This window comes from Marinobacter sp., from assembly GCF_052091845.1.
Taxonomy (GTDB): domain Bacteria; phylum Pseudomonadota; class Gammaproteobacteria; order Pseudomonadales; family Oleiphilaceae; genus Marinobacter.
On sequence record NZ_JBQDCO010000005.1, the window covers coordinates 49,927 to 68,624 of the forward strand.

The window sequence follows — 18,698 nt, forward strand, 5'->3', positions numbered from 1 at the left end:
AGAAATATCAACTTACAACCGTACGGCCAAAATTTTTATTACTTTTGATTATACATTTAGCGTAAATTCGAATTTATAAAACCCACGCGGCGTTAGCGCCAGAGGCAATCAGCCGTTGATCTTTGGCGGCGAATCCCTAAGCTATGGGACACGATTTTACTTCCTGCGGAGCTTCTTCCTGCCTATGAGCGAGCAACAATACAACGCCGATGCCATTGAAGTACTGAGCGGTTTGGACCCGGTGCGTAAACGCCCAGGCATGTACACAGACACCAGTCGCCCGAATCACCTGGCCCAGGAGGTGATTGATAACAGTGTGGATGAAGCTCTGGCCGGTCATGCCCGCCGAATTGATGTGGTGCTTTATGCTGATGGATCGTTGAGTGTGGAAGATGATGGCCGGGGGATGCCGGTGGATCTGCATAAAGAGGAAGGACTGCCCGGCGTTGAACTGATTCTGACCCGGCTGCACGCTGGCGGCAAATTCTCCCAGGGCAATTATAATTTTTCCGGCGGCTTGCATGGTGTCGGCGTGTCTGTTGTGAACGCACTGTCCAAACACCTTGAGATAACCATCAAGCGCAACAGCCAACTCCACCGCATGACGTTTGCTAACGGCGATAAGGCCTCGGAACTGGAAGTGGTCGATACCGTGGGTAAGCGTAACACCGGCACGCGTATCAAGTTCACACCGGATACCACCTATTTCGACAGCCCTAATTTTTCCGTGAGCCGCCTGCGTCATAATTTGCGTGCCAAGGCTGTGCTTTGTCCCGGTTTAACTGTGACTTTCAAACAGGAAAAAACCGGTGAAAAAGATGAGTGGCTTTATGAAGAAGGCTTGAGGGATTACCTGAGCTCCGCTCTTGAAGGTATTGAGGCCATGCCCCTGGAACCCTTTACGGGAAGTTTTTCGGGCAACAACGAAGCGGTTGACTGGGCTATTCAATGGCTTCCGGAAGGCGGCGAGGCGGTCATGGAGAGTTACGTTAACCTGATCCCTACGGTGCAGGGCGGTACCCACGTGAATGGCCTGCGTACCGGTTTGCTGGAGGCCATGCGGGAGTTTTGTGAGTTTCGCAGCCTGCTACCCAGAGGTGTAAAGCTTTCCCCGGATGATATCTGGGAGCGAGCGGCCTATGTTCTGTCGTTCAAAATGCAGGAGCCCCAGTTTTCCGGGCAAACCAAAGAGCGTTTGTCTTCCCGGGAGGCGGCAGGGTTTATTTCCGGTGTGGTCAAAGACGCCTTCAGCTTATGGCTGAACCAGCACACAGATGTAGCCGAAGCACTGGCAGAATTGTTTATCAGCAATGCCCAGCGCAGGCTCAAGGCCAGCAAAAAGGTGGCGCGTAAAAGGGTGACATCCGGCCCGGCTCTGCCTGGCAAGCTGGCCGACTGCTCCGGCAGTGATAGCGCCCGCTCTGAGTTGTTTCTGGTGGAAGGGGATTCGGCTGGTGGTTCTGCCAAACAGGCCCGGGACCGGGAATTTCAGGCTGTCATGCCATTGCGGGGCAAAATCCTGAACACCTGGGAAGTGGATTCCAGTGAGATTCTGGCCTCCCAGGAAATTCATGACATTGCCGTGGCTATAGGTGTGGACCCCAGTTCGGACAAGCTCGACAGCCTGCGGTATAACAAAATTTGCATCCTTGCCGATGCCGACTCAGACGGCCTGCACATTGCGACGCTGCTTTGCGCGCTGTTCCTGAAACATTTTCGCCCCGTAGTTGCCGCAGGCCATGTGTTTGTTGCCATGCCACCGCTTTACCGTGTGGATCTGGGTAAGGAAACCTTCTACGCCCTCGACGAACACGAAAAACAGGGCATTCTTGACCGTATTGAAGCAGAAAATCGCAGGGGTAAGGTGTCTGTTACACGTTTTAAAGGCCTGGGCGAGATGAACCCGCTTCAGCTGCGCGAGACCACCATGGCCCCGGACACACGCCGCCTGGTTATGCTGACTATAGAGGAGGGAGACGACACCGATAGCCAGATGGATATGCTCCTGGGTAAAAAGCGGGCCTCTGACCGCAGGTCCTGGCTCGAGGCCTATGGCAATATGGCAGATATAGCAGGTTAACTTGTTATTCTTTTTGAGCTTATAAAAATAATTCGTTATTCTTTTTAAGTATTCATGAAACTCGTTACGCTTCCCGTTTTCTGATCGGGAAGCATTGTAAATGGAGTGGCAAGGCTGGTTTGCGTTGGGTCTGGCGGGCGTGGCGCTGATACTCATGAGTTCAGGACGCTATGCACCCCACCTGGTGATGATGGGGGTGCTTGTTGTGCTCAGTGCCAGCGGCATTATCTCGGCCGACCAGGCGCTGATGGGATTCAGCAACACCGGGCTGATTACCGTTGTCGCCCTGTTTGTAGTGGCTGCAGGTATTCACCATTCTGGCGGAGTGGATTTACTGGTCAGGCATCTGCTCCGAAACCCCGAAACCGTGCGCTCGGCCCAGGCGCGGATTACCCTTCCGGTTGCCCTGCTAAGTGGCTTTCTTAACAACACGCCTGTTGTTGCAACCATGATTCCCGCCATTCATGCATGGTCCCGGAAAATTGGCATAGCGCCATCCAAGCTTATGATCCCCCTCAGCTATTCGGCTATTTTAGGCGGCACACTGACGATGATTGGTACCAGTACCAACCTGGTTGTTAACGGCCAATACCAGCAGTTGACCGGCGAGCCGGGGCTTTCCATTTTTTCCATCACTGCCGTTGGCTTGCCCGTGGCTATGCTTGGTATCGCTGCCATTTTACTGTTTTTGCCCAGGGCACTGCCAAATCGGGAAGACAGGCATAAGTTTGGTTCCATGAGGGAGTTTACTCTGGAAGTGGCGATTGCTCCGGGTGGGCCACTGGTTGGCAAGACCGTGGGCCAGGCAGGCCTGCGAGAGCTGGAGCACCTCTACCTGGTAGAGATTGAACGCGATGGCAGCGTAGTGACGGCAGTGCCTTCTGAGGAGCGCCTCTGCGGTGGCGACCGGTTAGTCTTTGCAGGTGATACCCAGGCGATTTCCGATCTGCTGCGGATAAATGGCGTTGTGCCTTCAGTGCATGCCGAAGAGCCCAGCCTGAGCCAGGATCGTGCAGAGCGCTGCCTGATGGAAGCAGCGTTGTCTCCTCAGTCGGAGGTGTTGGGCCTGACAATCCGGGATGCTCGTTTTCGTGAACGCTATGGCGCTGTTGTTTTGGCCGTCGCCCGGGGTGGCGCGCGAGTATCAGGAAATCTGGGTAACATTCGCCTGAAACCCGGCGATGTGCTGCTTCTGGAAGCCCGGCCCGCGTTTGTTAGTCGCCAACGCTACAACAATGATTTTTTACTTATAAACGACCTGGAAAGCGAAGCCCCGAGGCATGATCGTGCCTGGTTGTCCTGGGGTATTCTGGTTGTGCTGGTTGGATTAGCTGCTTGCGGTGTTCTCAGCATGCTGAACGCAGCACTGATAGGAGCGGCATTGATGATCCTGAGCGGTTGTTGTTCGGTAGGGCAGGCACAGAAATCCGTTGATATGCCTGTGGTACTTACGATTGCAGCGTCGTTCGCTTTGGGCGCCGCCTTGCAGCAAACCGGGGCTGCAAGCTATGTGGCAGGTGCCATTCTGGGGCTAAGCAAAGGGCACGTTTTGCTGGCTCTGTTCATGGTTTATTTTTCAGTTTCAGCGCTCACCGAAGTTATTACCAACAACGCTGCAGCCATTCTGGTTATTCCGGTTGTACTGTCTATGACCAATACTCTGGACGTTGCCACTGAACCGTTTGTAATTGCGGTAATGATGGCTGCATCGGCAAGCTTTGCGACGCCTCTTGGCTATCAAACCAATACGATGGTATTCGGCCCGGGTGGGTACCGGTTCGGGGATTTTGTACGAGTTGGTTTGCCAATGAATGTGTTTATTGGCCTGATCTCGGTAGGGGTGATTGCCCTGGTATACGGGGTTGGGTTTGGCTGATCATGGAGGCCCCTCAGAGGGGGCCAAATACTCAGTTATTGCTTGGAATGGCAACAGATTCGTCGAATTCAAGTTCCACGTCTTTTCCTCTCGTTCAATGAGGCTCCTGTCGGAGCAGTTAAGAATGGTAAAAGTCTATCGGAACCATAAATTTCGACAATCCGTACAACCCGTATACAACCAAAGCCTAATAGCTCGGGCCGTTTGTGCCACGTGGGTATGTATCTGGACGGTAAGAGGTTAGACGCAGAGATTTCTTTTGAGAATACGACTCCTTATACTTCAGCGTGTACGTAACATTTAAGAGATGCGGGGTCTTGGTTGCCATGCAAGTAAGCAATACATCTGCCGGCTTTGGCCTGATGACCATTGTTATTCACTGGGTTGCTGCTGTGGCAGTGTTCGGCCTGTTTGCCCTGGGATTCTGGATGGTCGATCTGACCTACTACAGTGAGTGGTACCAGCGTGCTCCGGATATCCACCGCAGTGTTGGTGTTTTATTGTTCGGCCTGATGGTGTTTCGCCTGCTTTGGCGGTGGGTGTGCACGTCCCCCAGGCCGCTGGCGGGGCATAAACGCTGGGAAGTTGTCAGCGCCCTGATTGCTCACGGCTTCATGTACGCTCTGATCTTTGTCGCAATCGTAAGCGGGTTTCTGATTTCAACGGCTGACGGCTCATCTGTGAGTGTGTTTGGCTGGTTCGATGTACCTTCTGTCACAGGCCAGGTTAAACGCCTTGAGGATACCGCAGGGTTGGTGCATTACTGGAGCACATGGGCTTTGGTTGCCCTTGCGCTGCTCCATTCCGCGGCCGCGTTGAAGCATCATTTTATCGACCGGGATAACACGCTGCGCCGGATGCTTGTGCCGGGGCGTGAGGACACGTAATTTGCACAGTGTTGCTCTGAACGGAGCACCGCTTTTCTTTTTTAAAGGAGAAAGTATGAAAAAGTTACTGCTTGCATCGGCTGTTTCCATGGCACTTGTCGGGGGTGTCCATGCCAATGAAGAAAGCGGCACCTATGATTTTGATAATGAAAAAGACCACCAGTTTATTACCTTCAAAATTTCCCACCTGGGTTATAGCTGGGTTTATGGTCGCTTTAATGAGTTTGATGGGCAGTTTGTTTACGATGCTGAAAACCCTCAAAACAACTCGGTAAACGTAACCATTGATACGGCCAGCGTGGATACTAATCACGCGGAGCGGGACAAACACTTGCGCACCAAAGATCTACTGCATGCGGGCGAGTATCCGGAAGCCAGCTTCAAGAGTAAGCGTGTTGAGCTTGATGACGAAGGCGAGGCAGACATTATTGGTGATCTCACACTGCGCGGTGTAACCCGCGAGGTAACCCTGGATGCAGAAATGATCGGTCACGGCAAAGATCCCTGGGGTGGCTATCGCATGGGGTTTGAAGCAGAGACGGAGTTGCGCCTTGAAGATTTTGGTATCCCGATGAACCTTGGTAAGGCGTCCGAAACGGTAGAGATTATTATCTCTGTTGAAGGTATCCGTCAGTAAATCTGGCGTTCTGCAATCACAGGTTCCGGGGTTATGTCCGGAGCCTGCCTGCCAGTTTTCCAGCTCCTGCACGTACTTGTTGATTGTTCTGGTCTGATTGCGTTTATGCTTTTGTGAAAGCCTGGCAGGGCCAGATGTCAGAAAATTTTGGTATGTAGAGTTGGGTTTGCTCGGCGCTATGCGTCGGAATGAAGGTTGTGGTGGTGTGTGCCTGTTCCCCGGGCTGTATCACAGGCGCGGCAAAGGTGCCGTTGGCGCCAGAACTGAGCCGCAAAAATAACCAGCCATATCAGCAGACCTGCCCAGAGATACGTTGCAGGAACCTGAAAGCTGCCGCTGACAGCAAACTCCACAAGCAGCATCAGCGCGACGGCTAGTGCCGCATTCACCATGGCCGTAACCATGGCTTGCCCGCAGGCTTTGAGATTGGGTTTCATAGTGTTCCGCTTGTTTGAAAGGAAAACGGTCTTCTATTCATCACTGGCGTTGAGCATACGACGCACCTTACCGACTCTCCATGCGGGAATTCCGCTATTGGAATTGATGACTGCGAGCAATGCCGGGCATTTTTAGCCGATAAATCTGCAGGTTGTTGGTGTATCTGTCCGGTGCTCAATATAATGTCCGACTGCACCGGCCCCGTGATTATTCCGGGCGCACAGGGTAGCATCACGGACTCCTTTAAAATCAGGCAATACAGGCAAAGAGGCATCCATGCCAGAGTTTCAGACGACGGATGAAGGCTTTGAGCGGGTTTCACTCAGAGACTACACGGAAAAAGCGTATCTCGATTATTCCATGTACGTCATTCTTGACCGCGCACTTCCCAATGTCGGGGACGGACTAAAGCCGGTTCAACGGCGCATTATTTACGCCATGTCAGAGTTGGGCCTGAAGTCTACGTCCAAATACAAGAAATCGGCCCGTACGGTGGGCGATGTTCTGGGTAAGTTCCACCCCCACGGCGACAGCGCCTGCTACGAAGCTATGGTGTTGATGGCGCAGCCATTTTCTTATCGTTACCCGCTTGTAGACGGCCAGGGTAACTGGGGCGCGCCCGATGATCCGAAATCCTTCGCCGCCATGCGATATACCGAGTCGCGATTGGCTCGCTTTTCTGATGTACTGCTTGGCGAGCTCGGGCAGGGCACGGTCGATTGGGTTCCTAACTTTGATGGCACTATGGATGAGCCTTCGGTACTGCCGGCAAGGTTGCCCCATGTGTTGCTTAATGGCACCACCGGTATTGCCGTGGGCATGGCCACGGACATTCCACCCCATAACGTTCGGGAAATAACCGCAGCCTGTATCCGGTTGCTGGACGATCCCGGGGCAACCGTGGATCAGCTTTGCGAGCATGTGAAAGGGCCGGATTTCCCCACCCATGCCGAGATAATCACGCCCCGCAAAGGTCTGCGCCAAATGTATGAAACCGGTCGGGGCTCGCTGCGTATGCGTGCCCGCTGGGTGCGGGAAACCGGCGAGATTGTGGTCACGGATCTGCCGCACCAGGTGTCTGGTAACCGGGTACTTGAGCAAATTGCACACCAGATGCAAACCAAGAAACTGCCCATGGTGGCGGATCTTCGCGATGAGTCTGATCATGAAAACCCTACCCGGCTCGTGATTGTGCCGCGCTCTAACCGGGTAGATCTTGAAGGGCTGATGGCCCATTTGTTCGCCAGCACAGACCTTGAGAAAACCTACCGGGTAAACATCAACGTCATCGGTAACGATGGCCGCCCGGGCGTTAAGGGCCTGCACCAGATGCTCTCAGAGTGGTTGCTGTTCCGGCGTGAAACAGTTACCCGCCGTTTGCAACACAGGCTGGATAAAGTACTGGCACGTTTGCATATTCTTGAAGGCCTGTTGATTGCTTACCTGAATATTGATGAAGTCATCCATATTATCCGCACAGAAGACAAGCCGAAAGCGGTCTTTATGGAGCGGTTCGGGCTGTCTGCAGAGCAGGCCGAATCCATCCTTGAGCTGAAGTTACGGCATCTGGCCAAGCTTGAGGAAATGAAAATCCGCGGTGAACAGGATGAGCTGGCCATAGAACGAGACGAGCTTCAGGCCATTCTGGGGTCTGAAGATCGTTTGCGGGAGTTGATTAAAAACGAATTGCTGGAAGATGCAGAAACATACGGCGATGACCGCCGCTCTCCCATTGTTGAACGTGGGGAAGCCCGGGCGTTCAGTGAGAACGACCTGGTTTCCAGCGATCCTGTGACCGTTGTTTTGTCCGATAAAGGGTGGGTGCGCGCTGCCAAAGGCCACGACATAGACCCTGATGGGCTGAGCTACAAGGCGGGCGATCGCTTTTCATTAGCTGCCCGCGGCCGTAACAATCAGCAAACAATCTTTCTGGATTCCACCGGCCGGGCCTATTCCCTTATGGCTCACAGCCTACCCTCGGCGAGAGGCCAGGGAGAACCGCTGACCGGCCGGATCAACCCACCTTCCGGGGCGAGCTTTGCAGGGGTTCTAATGGGCGATCCTGAGCGCAAAACGCTGTTGGTGACTGACGGCGGGTACGGTTTTGTGGCATCGCTGAACGATATGATCAGCAAAAACCGGAACGGAAAGGCGGTGGTCAGTGTGCCGAAAGGCGCAAAAATAATGCCGCCGTTGGCCATTCCCAATACCGGGAATACGCTCTATTTAGGGGCGGTTTCCAATGAAGGCAGAATGCTTGTTTTCCCGCTCAGCGAGTTGCCGGAGCTAAGCAAAGGCAAGGGCAACAAAATTATCAGCATTCCTTCTGCACGGGTACAAAACCGTGAGGAATATGTTGTAGCCATAGCGGTGTTTGCCGAGGATGATCAACTGGAAATCCGTGCGGGTAAGCGCAAAATGGGGCTGCAGTTTGCCGATCTGGAACACTATATTGGCGACCGCGGTCGACGTGGACACAAACTCCCTCGCGGTTTGCAGAGAGTCGATGCGATTGAGGTTATTCCTTCCGCCGCCCGGGCAAAAGAAGAGGATAGTTCTGAAGATGGGGAGCAGCGACAGTGAGTGAGCTTGTACTGATTAATGTATCCGGGCGCGACAAGCCCGGGCTCACCTCCGAGATTACCGGCATCATGGGGCGGTATGATGTACGGATTCTCGATATAGGTCAGGCGGTTATTCACGACCATTTGACCTGGGGCATTCTTGTTGAAATCCCCGATGAGTCGAAATCCTCGCCGGTGATCCGTGATTTGTTGTTCCGTTTTCACGCCCTGGACCTTCAGGTGCGGTTTGCCCCGATCACCATTGAGGACTATCAAACCTGGGCCGAGGGCCGTAACCGCGCCTGTTACATTGTCACATTGCTATCCCGTGATATTAAGGCTGAACAAATTGCCTGCGTATCTGCTATTACCGCTCGCCACGGACTGAATATCGACAATATATCCAGGCTGTCTGCCAGGCCCTCGCTTAATGCCTCCGGCGGCGGAACTGCCTGTTTGGAGTTCTCCGTGCGCGGCACGCCGCTGGACCTTGAGCAGTTGAGGGCCGATTTTCTGCACATTGCAGGTGAGATGAACGTGGATATCGCCTTCCAGAAAGATTCTATTTTTCGGCGCAACCGCAGGCTGGTGGTATTTGATATGGATTCCACTCTGATTGAGGCTGAAGTCATTGATGAACTTGCCCTTGAGGCGGGTGTTGGCGATCAGGTTGCGGAGATTACTGAGCGCGCAATGCTGGGAGAGCTGGATTTTAGCCAAAGCTTTGCTGAGCGCCTGTCGCTGCTTAAAGGCCTGGATGAGTCAGTGTTGGAGAGGGTTGCTGATCGCCTGAAAATGACCGAAGGAGCTGAGCGCCTTATCCGCAGTCTGAAGGCATTGGGTTACCGCACCGCTATTCTTTCAGGGGGCTTCACGTACTTTGCCCGGCACCTGCAAGCCAAGCTGGGTATTGATTATGTCTACGCCAACGAGCTGGAAATCCGGGATGGCAAGGTGACGGGAGAGGTGTCTGGCCAGATAGTCGACGGCAAGCGTAAAGCAGAACTGTTGCTGGAAATTGCCGAGAAGGAACACATTGCCCGGGAGCAGGTGATAGCAGTGGGTGATGGGGCGAACGATCTGCCTATGCTGAGCCAGGCAGGCTTAGGGGTTGCATTCCGGGCAAAACCTCTTGTTAAAGAATCTGCCCGCCACGCTATATCGACACTTGGTCTGGACGCCATTCTGTATCTGATAGGCTTCCGTGAAAGCGAAACAAATCAGGGGTTGGAAAACGCCGGTTTCTGAGCCGGCGGCTTTCAATTTGAACCGGTTTAGTTGTCGCCAAAGTCGTAATTCATCTGTGGTACCGGAGCCTGCAGATAGTAACCCTGGATGTAGTTCACGCCGGCCTGCCAGAGTGTTGCCAGAACCCCGGCACTTTCTACCAGTGGGATAATCGTGAGCTTGCCAGCACTTTGCAGGCTCTTGACCATTTCTTTTATCTGCTCCTTGGCCTCTTCATTCTTTTGAATCTCTTCCGTAAAGGAGCCGTCGATCTTCACGTAATCTGTGTCTATGTGCTTGAGTGTATTGAACGGATTTAGCGCACACCCGAATTGGGCAATTGACACTTTGCAGTGCAGTTGGTGCAGAGCTTTAGTAAACTCTTTGGCCTGCTTCATGTAATTATTTGCGTCGCCCTCCCGGATCTGGAATACCAGCGAGTCACCCGGTAGGCGAGCGGCTTTCAACGCCACGCTGAGCCAGGATGTGAAGGTTTTGTCCTGTATGGTTTCCGCCGTCACATTGAGGAACATGCGGGTATCGTTGCCTTGGGAGCGATGGCTGGACAGCTGTTTTATCGTTTGCAGAATAACCCAGCGGTCGATCTTGATCGCGGTATCGCTGGGCCCCATGGGAGGCAGGAAGTCGTAAGGTGAAACCTCGTTTTCATCTTTATCGAGCATTCTTACGAATGCTTCGTAATGTTCTTCACCGTCACCACGAAGGTTGATAATAGGCTGGAACAACAGCCGGAAACGATCGTTATCCAGTGCCTTCAGTATCGCCTCAATGGAGTTGCTCTCATCCATGGTTTCGTAATCCGCCGGATTGTATACGCGGATACCATTGCCTTGAGGCTGGTCTTCCTGCTTGCGTACCTCGGAAGATGCAATGTGCGCCCGTGCCAGAAGCTCTTCCGCTTTTGGCGAGTTTTCAGTAATTGATGCAACACCAATGCTAACGGTCAATGGAACGGTGCGGCCGTTGATTTCGAACAGATGCTCATCCACCGTTTTGCGAACCTGTTCACACCGGCTGGTAAGGGATTTCTCATCGCAGGGCAGGCACAGTAATCCGAATGCGTCATCACTCAGGCGCGCCAGCATCAGATCATCACCCGCTTCCTGTTTCAGAAGGCTGGCCAAATCCCCCAGTAGCAAGTCTGCGCCAGAAATGCCTACCTGGCCCTTCATGGCCATAAAGCTGTCGAGTGCGATATAAGCCAGCGCGCCGGTTTCGTTATCTCTGCCGGCCCTGGCAATGGCCTGTTCGAGTTCGGTCATCAGGTACTGGCGGTTATACAGCCCGGTAAGCAGATCCTGGCTGCTGATCTCCCGAAGCTTCTCTTCCAGTTCTGCATCGCTGTGCTCTGGCTGAAGCACGATTTGCGTGCAGGTTTCGCCATCGTAGGTGGCAGCAGAGACGGACATGGTTACATTCAGTTCATGATTGTCGCTGCGCTTCGTTGTGCAGTTCATTGTCATGCCATCTTCGCCTTTTTCGGCGAACGACTTCATAAACATTTTGTAGTCATTCTGGCTTTCAGGCGTAAGCGTATCGAGAACCGGAATACAGATCAGGTCGTCAATGTCGTCGTAGCCGAGAAACTCCATGTAGGACTGGTTAGCGTAGATGTGCATGCCATCGTTGATGTAAGCAATGGCATCTTTTGAGCTTTCCAGCAGCAACTGGCAACGCTGTTCCGCTTCACGCAGGTGGGACTCCAGCGCGCGCCGGCGGCGGCGATCCTCAAGTGCTGCCAGTTCGCGTTTTGTTTTCAGTATCACCAGGTCATTGTGATCGGATTGCACGGTGCCCTGAGCACCGGCTTTCATTACGGCCACGGTTCTGTCCCGGTTTTCTTCCTCAGTGAGGAACAGGCATGGAATGTCTTTATCCATGCGCCGAATCATGGCGAGGGCCTGGTCGGCTGTGAATTCCTGCTCGATATCACGAGCCAATAACAGATCCCAGTTGCTGCTTTTCAGAGCCTCTTCCAGGTCTTCTTCAGATGTGATGCGATGAGCCCTTGTGGCTTTGCCGGCATTTCTGAGCAGACTTATCAGGGATTCAGCATCATTTTGTGAAGGGTCAAGAATGAGGAGGTGCACGGTCGCGTTCTGTTTCTGCATTCCAAAGACGTCTCGTAAAACAGGTTGGCTGGGCCGGCCACGGCAGAGAAGCGTTCTGCTTTAGATACAGTACCTTGCTGGAAACTGTGAACGGGTGCTGCGAGACCGGACTGTCACTATCGCTGAATAATGCAGGGGTTGAGGCTTAATAACAAGCCTCCGGCGGATATACGGGCCATCCGCCGGCGGTGTTTAGAGGGAGGGCCACAGTGAATCAAAATCATCCTCACTGGCGCCGGCCGGCGATGCAATACTGGTAGGAGCCGGGGCTGAGGTATTATTCTGCAGTTTCAGCTCAAACTGGCTGATACTGCCGGTTGACGACACCTTTTTTGTGAGTTGGCCCTGGTCCTCTCGGCCGGCGTGCAGCATCGAGATTCGGCTGCCTGGCTGAAAAGGCATCCGGGGCGTAACCAGAGTGGCAGCCTGGTTAATCACGCTGATCTCGGGAAGCAAAAGGCCACGCAGGTACTCGCTACTGTTGCCAACTTTTTGTAAAAGGCGAACACCGCAGGGGGAGCCACTCGGTGCCAGTAATTCAATGCCAATTTGCGTGCTCTGGTTTCGGATTTGCCGAATCCAGCGAACAACCGCAATGCTCCAGGGGTGCGTGCGTTGTTCGCGCACACCCAGTATCTCTCCAGTTTGCATGGTGGGGGGGACGCTTGCTTCCCATGAAACGCAGTAGCCGCCGGGGCTGGTGTTTACCAGCAGCGCGGAATGTGATTTCGGCCGGTTTTTTTCGTTGGCAGGCGTGGCCGTATTACCGTAGCTGCCGCGAAAGTTAATCGGCGTGTCTGCAGCGTAAAGGTGCTCACCGCTCGGTGCGGCATCATGGGCACCGCTCCAGGCATCTTCTTTCTTGCGAGAAGCCCGAATAAACACATTCTCGTCGTCTTCGGCACCAGTATCGTTGCCAGTGACGAATTCAGTGAATGATTTTTCGCCCGCAATAAAATAGTGCGCAGCGGTTAATCCAACACAGATCTCAAGCGAGCCCTGGCTGGCAATCCGGTTGAAATTCCTCTTTGCCAGAACACCAAGTGCCTGGCTTAAGTGAGTGAGCAGAGTGTCGCTGACATTTCCCGGTATTATAAGGTCGTTGGGTGGTGGTTGCTGGCGGCCCCGTGCTTCCATGCTCTCGGTAATCATGGTGGCCAACTCCCTGGTCTCGAACCCGAAACTCTCATTGCCGGGCTTATTCTCCAGCAGGCTTGTGTACACTGGAGAATTGTCGCTCTCAAGGTTTACAACAAAAAGGCTGTCTTCCCCGGTGTTTGGCCCACAGCGGGAGTACTCTGTCCAGGATTCAAACAGCTCATATGCCTGCAGTAGTTCAGCTTGCCGAAGCTGATTGGGCCTTGCACAGCCAAGCATGAGCAACCGTTTGTAGCTATCGGCAACGGTACTTGCCTTTTTTTGCTTCAGATTAGTGTCTTCAACAACTATTCCGGACAGCTTGTTGCGGTGAGCAAACCGGAACATGCGGTGACATTCGAGCCAGCTGTGCGCCGGGCTGGGGCAATAAAGCTGATGAGAGCGCAGAACCGTTGACGCAAGTTCAGACGTTGCCCGATGAACAGAGGTTGCAATCAGCTTGCGATTTTTGTCCAACCCGCCATCGTCCAGGCCCTCCAGCAGGCATAGCTTGTAGCCGCTGGCAAGATGTAATTGAAGTGCCTGTGACAGGTTGGCAATTTTGCGTTGCTTTTCAGGTAAGGCAACCGCAAGCCCCAAATAATGACGTGCGAGCTCACTGCAAACGAAATGAATCTTTTCGCGAATGAGATCAAGAAACTGTAGCCGGTTCTGGGGCGCAAGAAACAGTTGGTTAAGCTCGATGATGGCGTGATAGAGCTGACGAGATACCTCACCAATGTTGGCCATGGGAAGTTGGCGAGTCCATAACTTAAACGCCTTTGGCGTTGTGTCGCAGAAGGACAGGCTGGCCGTTTTCTGCTCTGGAACACGGAGATCGGGTTTTAGAGTCGTGCCTTCCATGAATATGCGCCAATATCAGGACGAACGTTTCGCATTCCGGGCTTTCTCACCTAACACAGTAGGGACTGTTTGAATATGCAGGTTGATCAGGAAAGCACCGTAAATACATATCTTTACAAAATAGACGGTGCTCGACTTTAAAATAGCAAGCCAGTACAAGAAAGCCAGAAAGTCATCTGTTAACAATGTTTGACATATGATGTCATGCCAGCTTCGCTTGAATTCTTCTATAAGCTTGTTGAAAAAAGATCGATTGGCGTTTTTGCAGGCTCTCCTGGCACCTCTCTAACCAGCCGGGGAACCAGAAAGCCAGGCAGTCTGGAAAGCAGTTCCCGAACCAGACCCTTGGCTTTTTCATCCGCAACATCAAAGTGCTGAGCGCCAGCAACCGGATCAAATGCATGAAGATAGTAGGGGAGCACGCCCGCGTCAAAAAGTGACTCACTCAGATTTTCCAGCACATCTGCGTCGTCATTAACACCTCGTAAAATGACACTCTGGTTGAGGAGAGTTACGCCCACAGAACGGAGTTGGTTCAGGGCATGGCGGGTTGGCTTGTCAATTTCCGCCGGGTGGTTGATGTGCAGTACTATCACAACCTGCACGGGTGTGTGCTTAATCCACCTGAGCAGCGCATCACACACTCGCTGTGGAATTACTACCGGAAGACGGGTATGCAGCCGTATGCGGCGAATGTGGGAGATGCTACTAATGGCGGTGGCCCAGTGGGACAGCCGCCTGTCGTTGACTGCCAGGGGGTCGCCGCCGCTGAAAATCACTTCATTGATTTCCGGACTTGCCGCGAGTGTGTCCAGCACCTTTTGCCGGTCTGCCGGGCTCAGGCGCTGTTCATCGTAGGGAAAGTGCCGACGGAAGCAGTAACGGCAGTTAATTGCACACTGGCCCGTAACCATAAGCAAGGCGCGGCTGCGGTATTTGCGAATGAGCCCGGTGGTTTGAATTGCGCCGTCTTCCTCCAGGGGGTCTGTTACAAACCCTTCGACAGTGTTGGTTTCAAGGCTCAAGGGTAGCACTTGGCGCAGCAGAGGATCTGCCGGGTTACCTTTTTCCATGCGTGCCAAAAAAGGCTCTGGAACCCGGATCTGAAACAACCGGTGCCCCGCCTCGGCTCCGGCCAACCACTGATCGGCAGGCAGGTTCAGTCGCTCCAGCAATTCTGTTGGCGAGGTTATCGAATTGGAAAGCAGTTGTTGCCAGCTCCGGTTATCATCGTCTGAAAGCCGGGCTTCTATATAGGTAGGGCTTCGCTGTATCATAGCCGCCTTTGAATTTTAAATAGCATTTTGGCAGGTGGACATTTCATGGCTTCATATTCTACCAACGAATTTCGCGGCGGTCTCAAGGTTCTGCTCGATGGCGACCCTTGTATCATGCTTGAGAATGAATTCGTAAAACCAGGTAAAGGCCAGGCGTTTAACCGCGTTAAGCTGCGTAACCTGATGAGCAACCGTCAGTGGGAACGCACCTTCAAATCCGGCGAGAGCCTGGAGGCAGCAGACGTTGTCGAGCAGGACATGGAATACCTGTATACCGACGGGGAGTTCTGGTATTTCATGGTAACCGACGGCTCTTTCGAGCAGTACCCGGCCGATGAAAAAGCCGTTAGTGACGCACTCAAGTGGCTGAAAGAGCAAGACATTTACACTGTAACCCTGTACAACGGCGCGCCGCTAATTATCACGCCGCCCAACTTTGTTGAGCTGGAAGTGGTTGAGACCGACCCTGGCATGAAAGGCGACACAGCCCAGGGCGGCTCCAAGCCCGCAACCCTGTCTACCGGCGCAGTTGTAAGCGTACCTCTATTTATCACCATTGGTGAAGTGCTCAAGGTAGACACCCGCTCTGGCGAATACGTAAGCCGGGTGAAGAGCAGCTGATATCAAGATGAGAAAACAGCCTGACTGGCAGCCAACTGTCACCCGGGCAGCCCTGAAAAGCCGCGCACAACAATCAAATTTTGTGCGCGGCTTTTTTGCCCAGCGCGATGTATTGGAAGTCGAAACGCCCATGCTGGGCCGCTGCGGCGTCACCGATCCTAATCTTGATGGCATACCCGCGCAGGTGAGCGCCCTGGGCGTTGAAGGCGGCTGGCTGCAAACCTCTCCGGAATACCACATGAAGCGCCTGCTGGCGGCCGGCTCCGGCGCTATCTATCAAATAGCAAAAGTCTTTCGCAATGGCGAACGCGGCCGCCGCCACAATCCGGAGTTTTCCATGGTGGAGTGGTATCGCACCGGTTTTGACGATACCGCCCTGATGGCAGAAGTGTCCGACCTGGTCTGCGGCTGGCTCAACTGCCCCAGGCCACAGGTCACAAGCTATCGTCAGGCAATGATCGACTGGGCGGGCATAGACCCGTTCGTAATCCCCGAAGAGGAACTTCACCAGGCCTGCCGGCAGTGGCTGGAACCTGAGCAGTTACAGGACCTCAGCCGCAACGACTGCCTGGACTTGCTGATGAGCTTTGCCGTCGAACCCAACCTGGGAACCCGTGTTCCGGTTTTTATCACCCAGTACCCGGCATCCCAGGCTTCCCTGGCCAGAATCTCTCACGTTGACGGCTTCGACGTCGCACACAGGTTCGAGCTCTACATCGACGGCCTGGAATTATGTAACGGTTACTGGGAGCTTACCTGCTCCGACGAACAGCGGGCTCGCTTCGACGCAGACAATCGCCTGCGCAACGCCACCGGAAAACCTGAAATGGCCGTTGACGAGGCCTTCCTAGCCGCCATAGAGCACGGCCTGCCTGACTGCGCCGGTGTCGCCTTGGGTCTTGATCGACTGCTGATGCTGAAAACGGGAACCCGCGACATTGCAGACGTATTGGCGTTCCCATGGGAGCGAGCCTGAAGGCTATATAAACATTGCGGGGTTCCCGGCAACGCCGGACTCGGTTTTAATCAAGCCCCGGTTTGACCAAAAGCCTCCCCAAGGCGAACCTGCTTACCTGCAACCTGATCCGCATTCCAGCGAACGCTACCCTGAGGCATCACCATCACGACCGTAGAGCCCAGGCGGAAACGCCCCATCTCCTCGCCCTTGGCAAATGAAATAGCGCTCTCCCCCTCATAAGAAACAGCCGTAACACCACCGTTACCTGGTGCCACAACACCTGCCCAGGTTGTTTCAACGCTGCCCACAATCATCGCACCGACAAGAACCAGCGCCATGGGCCCGGCCGCTGTATCAAAGATGCACACAACCCGCTCATTGCGAGCAAACAGGTTAGGCACATTCTCGGCAGTGGTGGGGTTTACTGAAAACAACTTGCCTGGAACGTAAACCATCTCCCTGAGCGTACCTGCCATGGGCATATGAATGCGGTGATAATCCTTGGGCGACAGATAAATCGTAGAAAATTCACCCTCTGAAAACGCTTCTGCTCTGCCCGTATCGCCACCAAGAAGCTCTAACAAACTAAACGACTGCCCCTTAGCCTGGAATACCCGGTTCCCGGTAACCTGGCCTAGCTGGCTTATGACGCCATCTACCGGGCTAACCAGGGTGTCCTCTCCCTCGGCAAGTGGGCGAATGCCTGGTTTGAGCGCCCGGGTAAAAAAAGCATTAAAGCTGGGGTAGGCGGTTGGATCTGACTCTGCCGCTTCATTCATATCAACGCCATAGCGCTTCACAAACCACTTTACTACCCGATTTTTCAGGGCAGGGGCGCGGTCGTTGTCTGCCAAACGACCAGCAGCACGGGAAACCGCAAGCTGCGGAGTGACGTACTGACTCAGAATAAACAGCTTGTCGAACATTGACTGGGGTCCTTTGTACTCAAAGGCGCCAAGTCTACCAAATGGCGCGGTAAGAATGTTGCGCATGTGTTGCTATGTATAGAAATTGTTTCACAGCTTCGCGCATGTCGCAGCGCCTTGCTATGATCAGTGCTGAAAAATCCTGTGACCAGGTTCGGTACCGACCGATAACCTCAATGTAAAGGCTTATATACTCCCCATGTTACTTATTATTGGCGCCGTTATTGTTGTTGCCAGCGTTTTGGGTGGCTACATGCTTCATGGCGGGCAGCTCATGGTGCTGTGGCAGCCCACCGAACTTCTCATCATCTTTGGTGCCGCCCTTGGCTCGTTTATTATTGCCAACCCACTGCACACCGTTAAAGAGGTGTTCTCGGGCATTTTGCGCCTGTTAACGGGTTCTCCGTTTAATAAATCCTACTATATGGATTTGCTAAGCCTTCTCTACGAAATTTTTGATAAATCCCGCAAGCAGGGCGTGATGTCCATCGAAGAAGACATTGATAACCCGGAATCCAGCGAGATTTTTGTTCGTTATCCTGCGGTGATGAAATCGAACAAACTGCTGGATTTTATTACAGACTATTTGCGCATTATCAGTGCGGGCAATATGGCCACCCACGAGCTGGACGGTATGATGGAAGCTGAAATCGACAGCCGCCAGCATGAGCTTGAAGAGCCGGCACACGCCGTTAACAAGATTGCGGATGCGTTGCCGGGGCTGGGCATTGTTGCTGCGGTTCTGGGTATTGTGATCACCATGAACTTCCTGAGTGAGGGGCCCGAGCGCATAGGCCTGAGTGTGGCCGCGGCCTTGGTGGGCACGTTCCTCGGCATCTGGATGGGTTATGGTTTTGTGGGCCCCACCTCCATTGCCATGGAGCATGCTGCAAAGTACGAGCTTAAAGCCTACGAGTGCGTTAAATCTGCCATTGTGGCAACGGTTTCAGGGCAGGCCCCGCAAATGGCCATCGAGTTTGGCCGCAAGGCGCTACCCACAGACAAGCGGCCTGGTTTTCAGGAACTGAACGACCACGTGCGCTCGAAATAGCGCAACCTGAACCCGGAGTAGAC

Annotated in this window: 14 protein-coding genes; 9 read left to right on the top strand and 5 right to left on the bottom strand. The window is 53.6% G+C overall.

All coding sequences use genetic code 11. The annotated features are described in order from the left end of the window. The first annotated feature begins 184 nt into the window (after positions 1-184). From parE to ACTHYN_RS02840, 4 genes are all read left to right on the top strand, one after another. Positions 185-2,080 (top strand): DNA topoisomerase IV subunit B, encoded by a 1,896-nt coding sequence (gene parE / locus ACTHYN_RS02825; protein ID WP_441810986.1) that lies wholly within the window; start codon positions 185-187, stop codon positions 2,078-2,080. A 100-nt stretch (positions 2,081-2,180) separates the two neighbouring features. Next, a complete protein-coding gene (locus ACTHYN_RS02830; RefSeq protein ID WP_441810987.1) occupies positions 2,181-3,956 on the top strand; it encodes an SLC13 family permease in 1,776 nt (591 codons plus the stop codon). A gap of 326 nt (positions 3,957-4,282) precedes the next feature. Next, on the top strand, positions 4,283-4,843 hold the full coding sequence (locus ACTHYN_RS02835; protein WP_441810988.1) for a cytochrome b: 561 nt from the start codon (positions 4,283-4,285) through the stop codon (positions 4,841-4,843). Positions 4,844-4,898: 55 nt separating this feature from the next. After that, a complete protein-coding gene (locus ACTHYN_RS02840; RefSeq protein ID WP_441810989.1) occupies positions 4,899-5,480 on the top strand; it encodes a YceI family protein in 582 nt (193 codons plus the stop codon). A 176-nt stretch (positions 5,481-5,656) separates the two neighbouring features. On the opposite strand, the gene ACTHYN_RS02845 is transcribed toward ACTHYN_RS02840, so the two are convergent. After that, on the bottom strand, positions 5,657-5,917 hold the full coding sequence (locus ACTHYN_RS02845; RefSeq protein WP_441810990.1) for a hypothetical protein: 261 nt from the start codon (positions 5,915-5,917) through the stop codon (positions 5,657-5,659). A gap of 277 nt (positions 5,918-6,194) precedes the next feature. On the opposite strand from ACTHYN_RS02845, the gene parC reads away from it, so the two are divergent. Then, positions 6,195-8,501, top strand: coding sequence for a DNA topoisomerase IV subunit A (parC, locus tag ACTHYN_RS02850; protein ID WP_441810991.1), 2,307 nt, complete (start codon positions 6,195-6,197; stop codon positions 8,499-8,501). Further along, entirely contained in the window at positions 8,498-9,730 is a 1,233-nt protein-coding gene (gene serB, locus ACTHYN_RS02855; RefSeq protein ID WP_441810992.1) for a phosphoserine phosphatase SerB, read from the top strand. The genes parC and serB overlap by 4 nt, the downstream gene beginning before the upstream one ends. A 26-nt stretch (positions 9,731-9,756) precedes the next feature. On the opposite strand, the gene ACTHYN_RS02860 is transcribed toward serB, so the two are convergent. The 3 genes from ACTHYN_RS02860 to epmB all read right to left on the bottom strand — a co-directional run bounded on the left by ACTHYN_RS02860 (position 9,757) and on the right by epmB (position 15,119). Continuing rightward, positions 9,757-11,841, bottom strand: coding sequence for an EAL domain-containing response regulator (locus ACTHYN_RS02860; protein ID WP_441810993.1), 2,085 nt, complete (start codon positions 11,839-11,841; stop codon positions 9,757-9,759). A gap of 192 nt (positions 11,842-12,033) precedes the next feature. Then, positions 12,034-13,842 (bottom strand): GTPase, encoded by a 1,809-nt coding sequence (locus ACTHYN_RS02865; protein WP_441810994.1) that lies wholly within the window; start codon positions 13,840-13,842, stop codon positions 12,034-12,036. Positions 13,843-14,069: 227 nt separating this feature from the next. Continuing rightward, complete coding sequence (gene epmB, locus ACTHYN_RS02870) at positions 14,070-15,119, bottom strand: EF-P beta-lysylation protein EpmB (RefSeq protein ID WP_441810995.1); 1,050 nt, start codon at positions 15,117-15,119, stop codon at positions 14,070-14,072. Positions 15,120-15,164: 45 nt separating this feature from the next. Here epmB and efp point away from each other — a divergent pair, with 45 nt between their 5' ends. Both efp and epmA read left to right on the top strand, forming a co-directional pair. Continuing rightward, positions 15,165-15,740, top strand: a complete 576-nt coding sequence (gene efp / locus ACTHYN_RS02875) for an elongation factor P (RefSeq protein ID WP_441810996.1) — start codon at positions 15,165-15,167, stop codon at positions 15,738-15,740. A gap of 7 nt (positions 15,741-15,747) precedes the next feature. Beyond that, positions 15,748-16,716, top strand: a complete 969-nt coding sequence (gene epmA, locus ACTHYN_RS02880; protein WP_441810997.1) for an EF-P lysine aminoacylase EpmA — start codon at positions 15,748-15,750, stop codon at positions 16,714-16,716. A 50-nt stretch (positions 16,717-16,766) separates the two neighbouring features. Here epmA and asd read toward each other — a convergent pair whose 3' ends face one another. Beyond that, positions 16,767-17,624 (bottom strand): archaetidylserine decarboxylase, encoded by an 858-nt coding sequence (asd, locus tag ACTHYN_RS02885; RefSeq protein WP_441810998.1) that lies wholly within the window; start codon positions 17,622-17,624, stop codon positions 16,767-16,769. 199 nt (positions 17,625-17,823) lie between these two features. Here asd and motA point away from each other — a divergent pair, with 199 nt between their 5' ends. Then, positions 17,824-18,675 (top strand): flagellar motor stator protein MotA, encoded by an 852-nt coding sequence (gene motA, locus ACTHYN_RS02890; protein WP_441810999.1) that lies wholly within the window; start codon positions 17,824-17,826, stop codon positions 18,673-18,675. Positions 18,676-18,698 lie beyond the last annotated feature (23 nt).

What these genes read in the sequence shown, in the direction of transcription:
- parE (WP_441810986.1), top strand. Translation starts at nt 185, where the DNA reads ATGAGCGAGCAACAATACAACGCCGATGCCATTGAAGTACTGAGCGGT.
- ACTHYN_RS02830 (WP_441810987.1), top strand. Translation starts at nt 2,181, where the DNA reads ATGGAGTGGCAAGGCTGGTTTGCGTTGGGTCTGGCGGGCGTGGCGCTG.
- ACTHYN_RS02835 (WP_441810988.1), top strand. Translation starts at nt 4,283, where the DNA reads ATGCAAGTAAGCAATACATCTGCCGGCTTTGGCCTGATGACCATTGTT.
- ACTHYN_RS02840 (WP_441810989.1), top strand. Translation starts at nt 4,899, where the DNA reads ATGAAAAAGTTACTGCTTGCATCGGCTGTTTCCATGGCACTTGTCGGG.
- ACTHYN_RS02845 (WP_441810990.1), bottom strand. Translation starts at nt 5,917, where the DNA reads ATGAAACCCAATCTCAAAGCCTGCGGGCAAGCCATGGTTACGGCCATG.
- parC (WP_441810991.1), top strand. Translation starts at nt 6,195, where the DNA reads ATGCCAGAGTTTCAGACGACGGATGAAGGCTTTGAGCGGGTTTCACTC.
- ACTHYN_RS02860 (WP_441810993.1), bottom strand. Translation starts at nt 11,841, where the DNA reads ATGCAGAAACAGAACGCGACCGTGCACCTCCTCATTCTTGACCCTTCA.
- ACTHYN_RS02865 (WP_441810994.1), bottom strand. Translation starts at nt 13,842, where the DNA reads ATGGAAGGCACGACTCTAAAACCCGATCTCCGTGTTCCAGAGCAGAAA.
- epmB (WP_441810995.1), bottom strand. Translation starts at nt 15,119, where the DNA reads ATGATACAGCGAAGCCCTACCTATATAGAAGCCCGGCTTTCAGACGAT.
- efp (WP_441810996.1), top strand. Translation starts at nt 15,165, where the DNA reads ATGGCTTCATATTCTACCAACGAATTTCGCGGCGGTCTCAAGGTTCTG.
- epmA (WP_441810997.1), top strand. Translation starts at nt 15,748, where the DNA reads ATGAGAAAACAGCCTGACTGGCAGCCAACTGTCACCCGGGCAGCCCTG.
- asd (WP_441810998.1), bottom strand. Translation starts at nt 17,624, where the DNA reads ATGTTCGACAAGCTGTTTATTCTGAGTCAGTACGTCACTCCGCAGCTT.
- motA (WP_441810999.1), top strand. Translation starts at nt 17,824, where the DNA reads ATGTTACTTATTATTGGCGCCGTTATTGTTGTTGCCAGCGTTTTGGGT.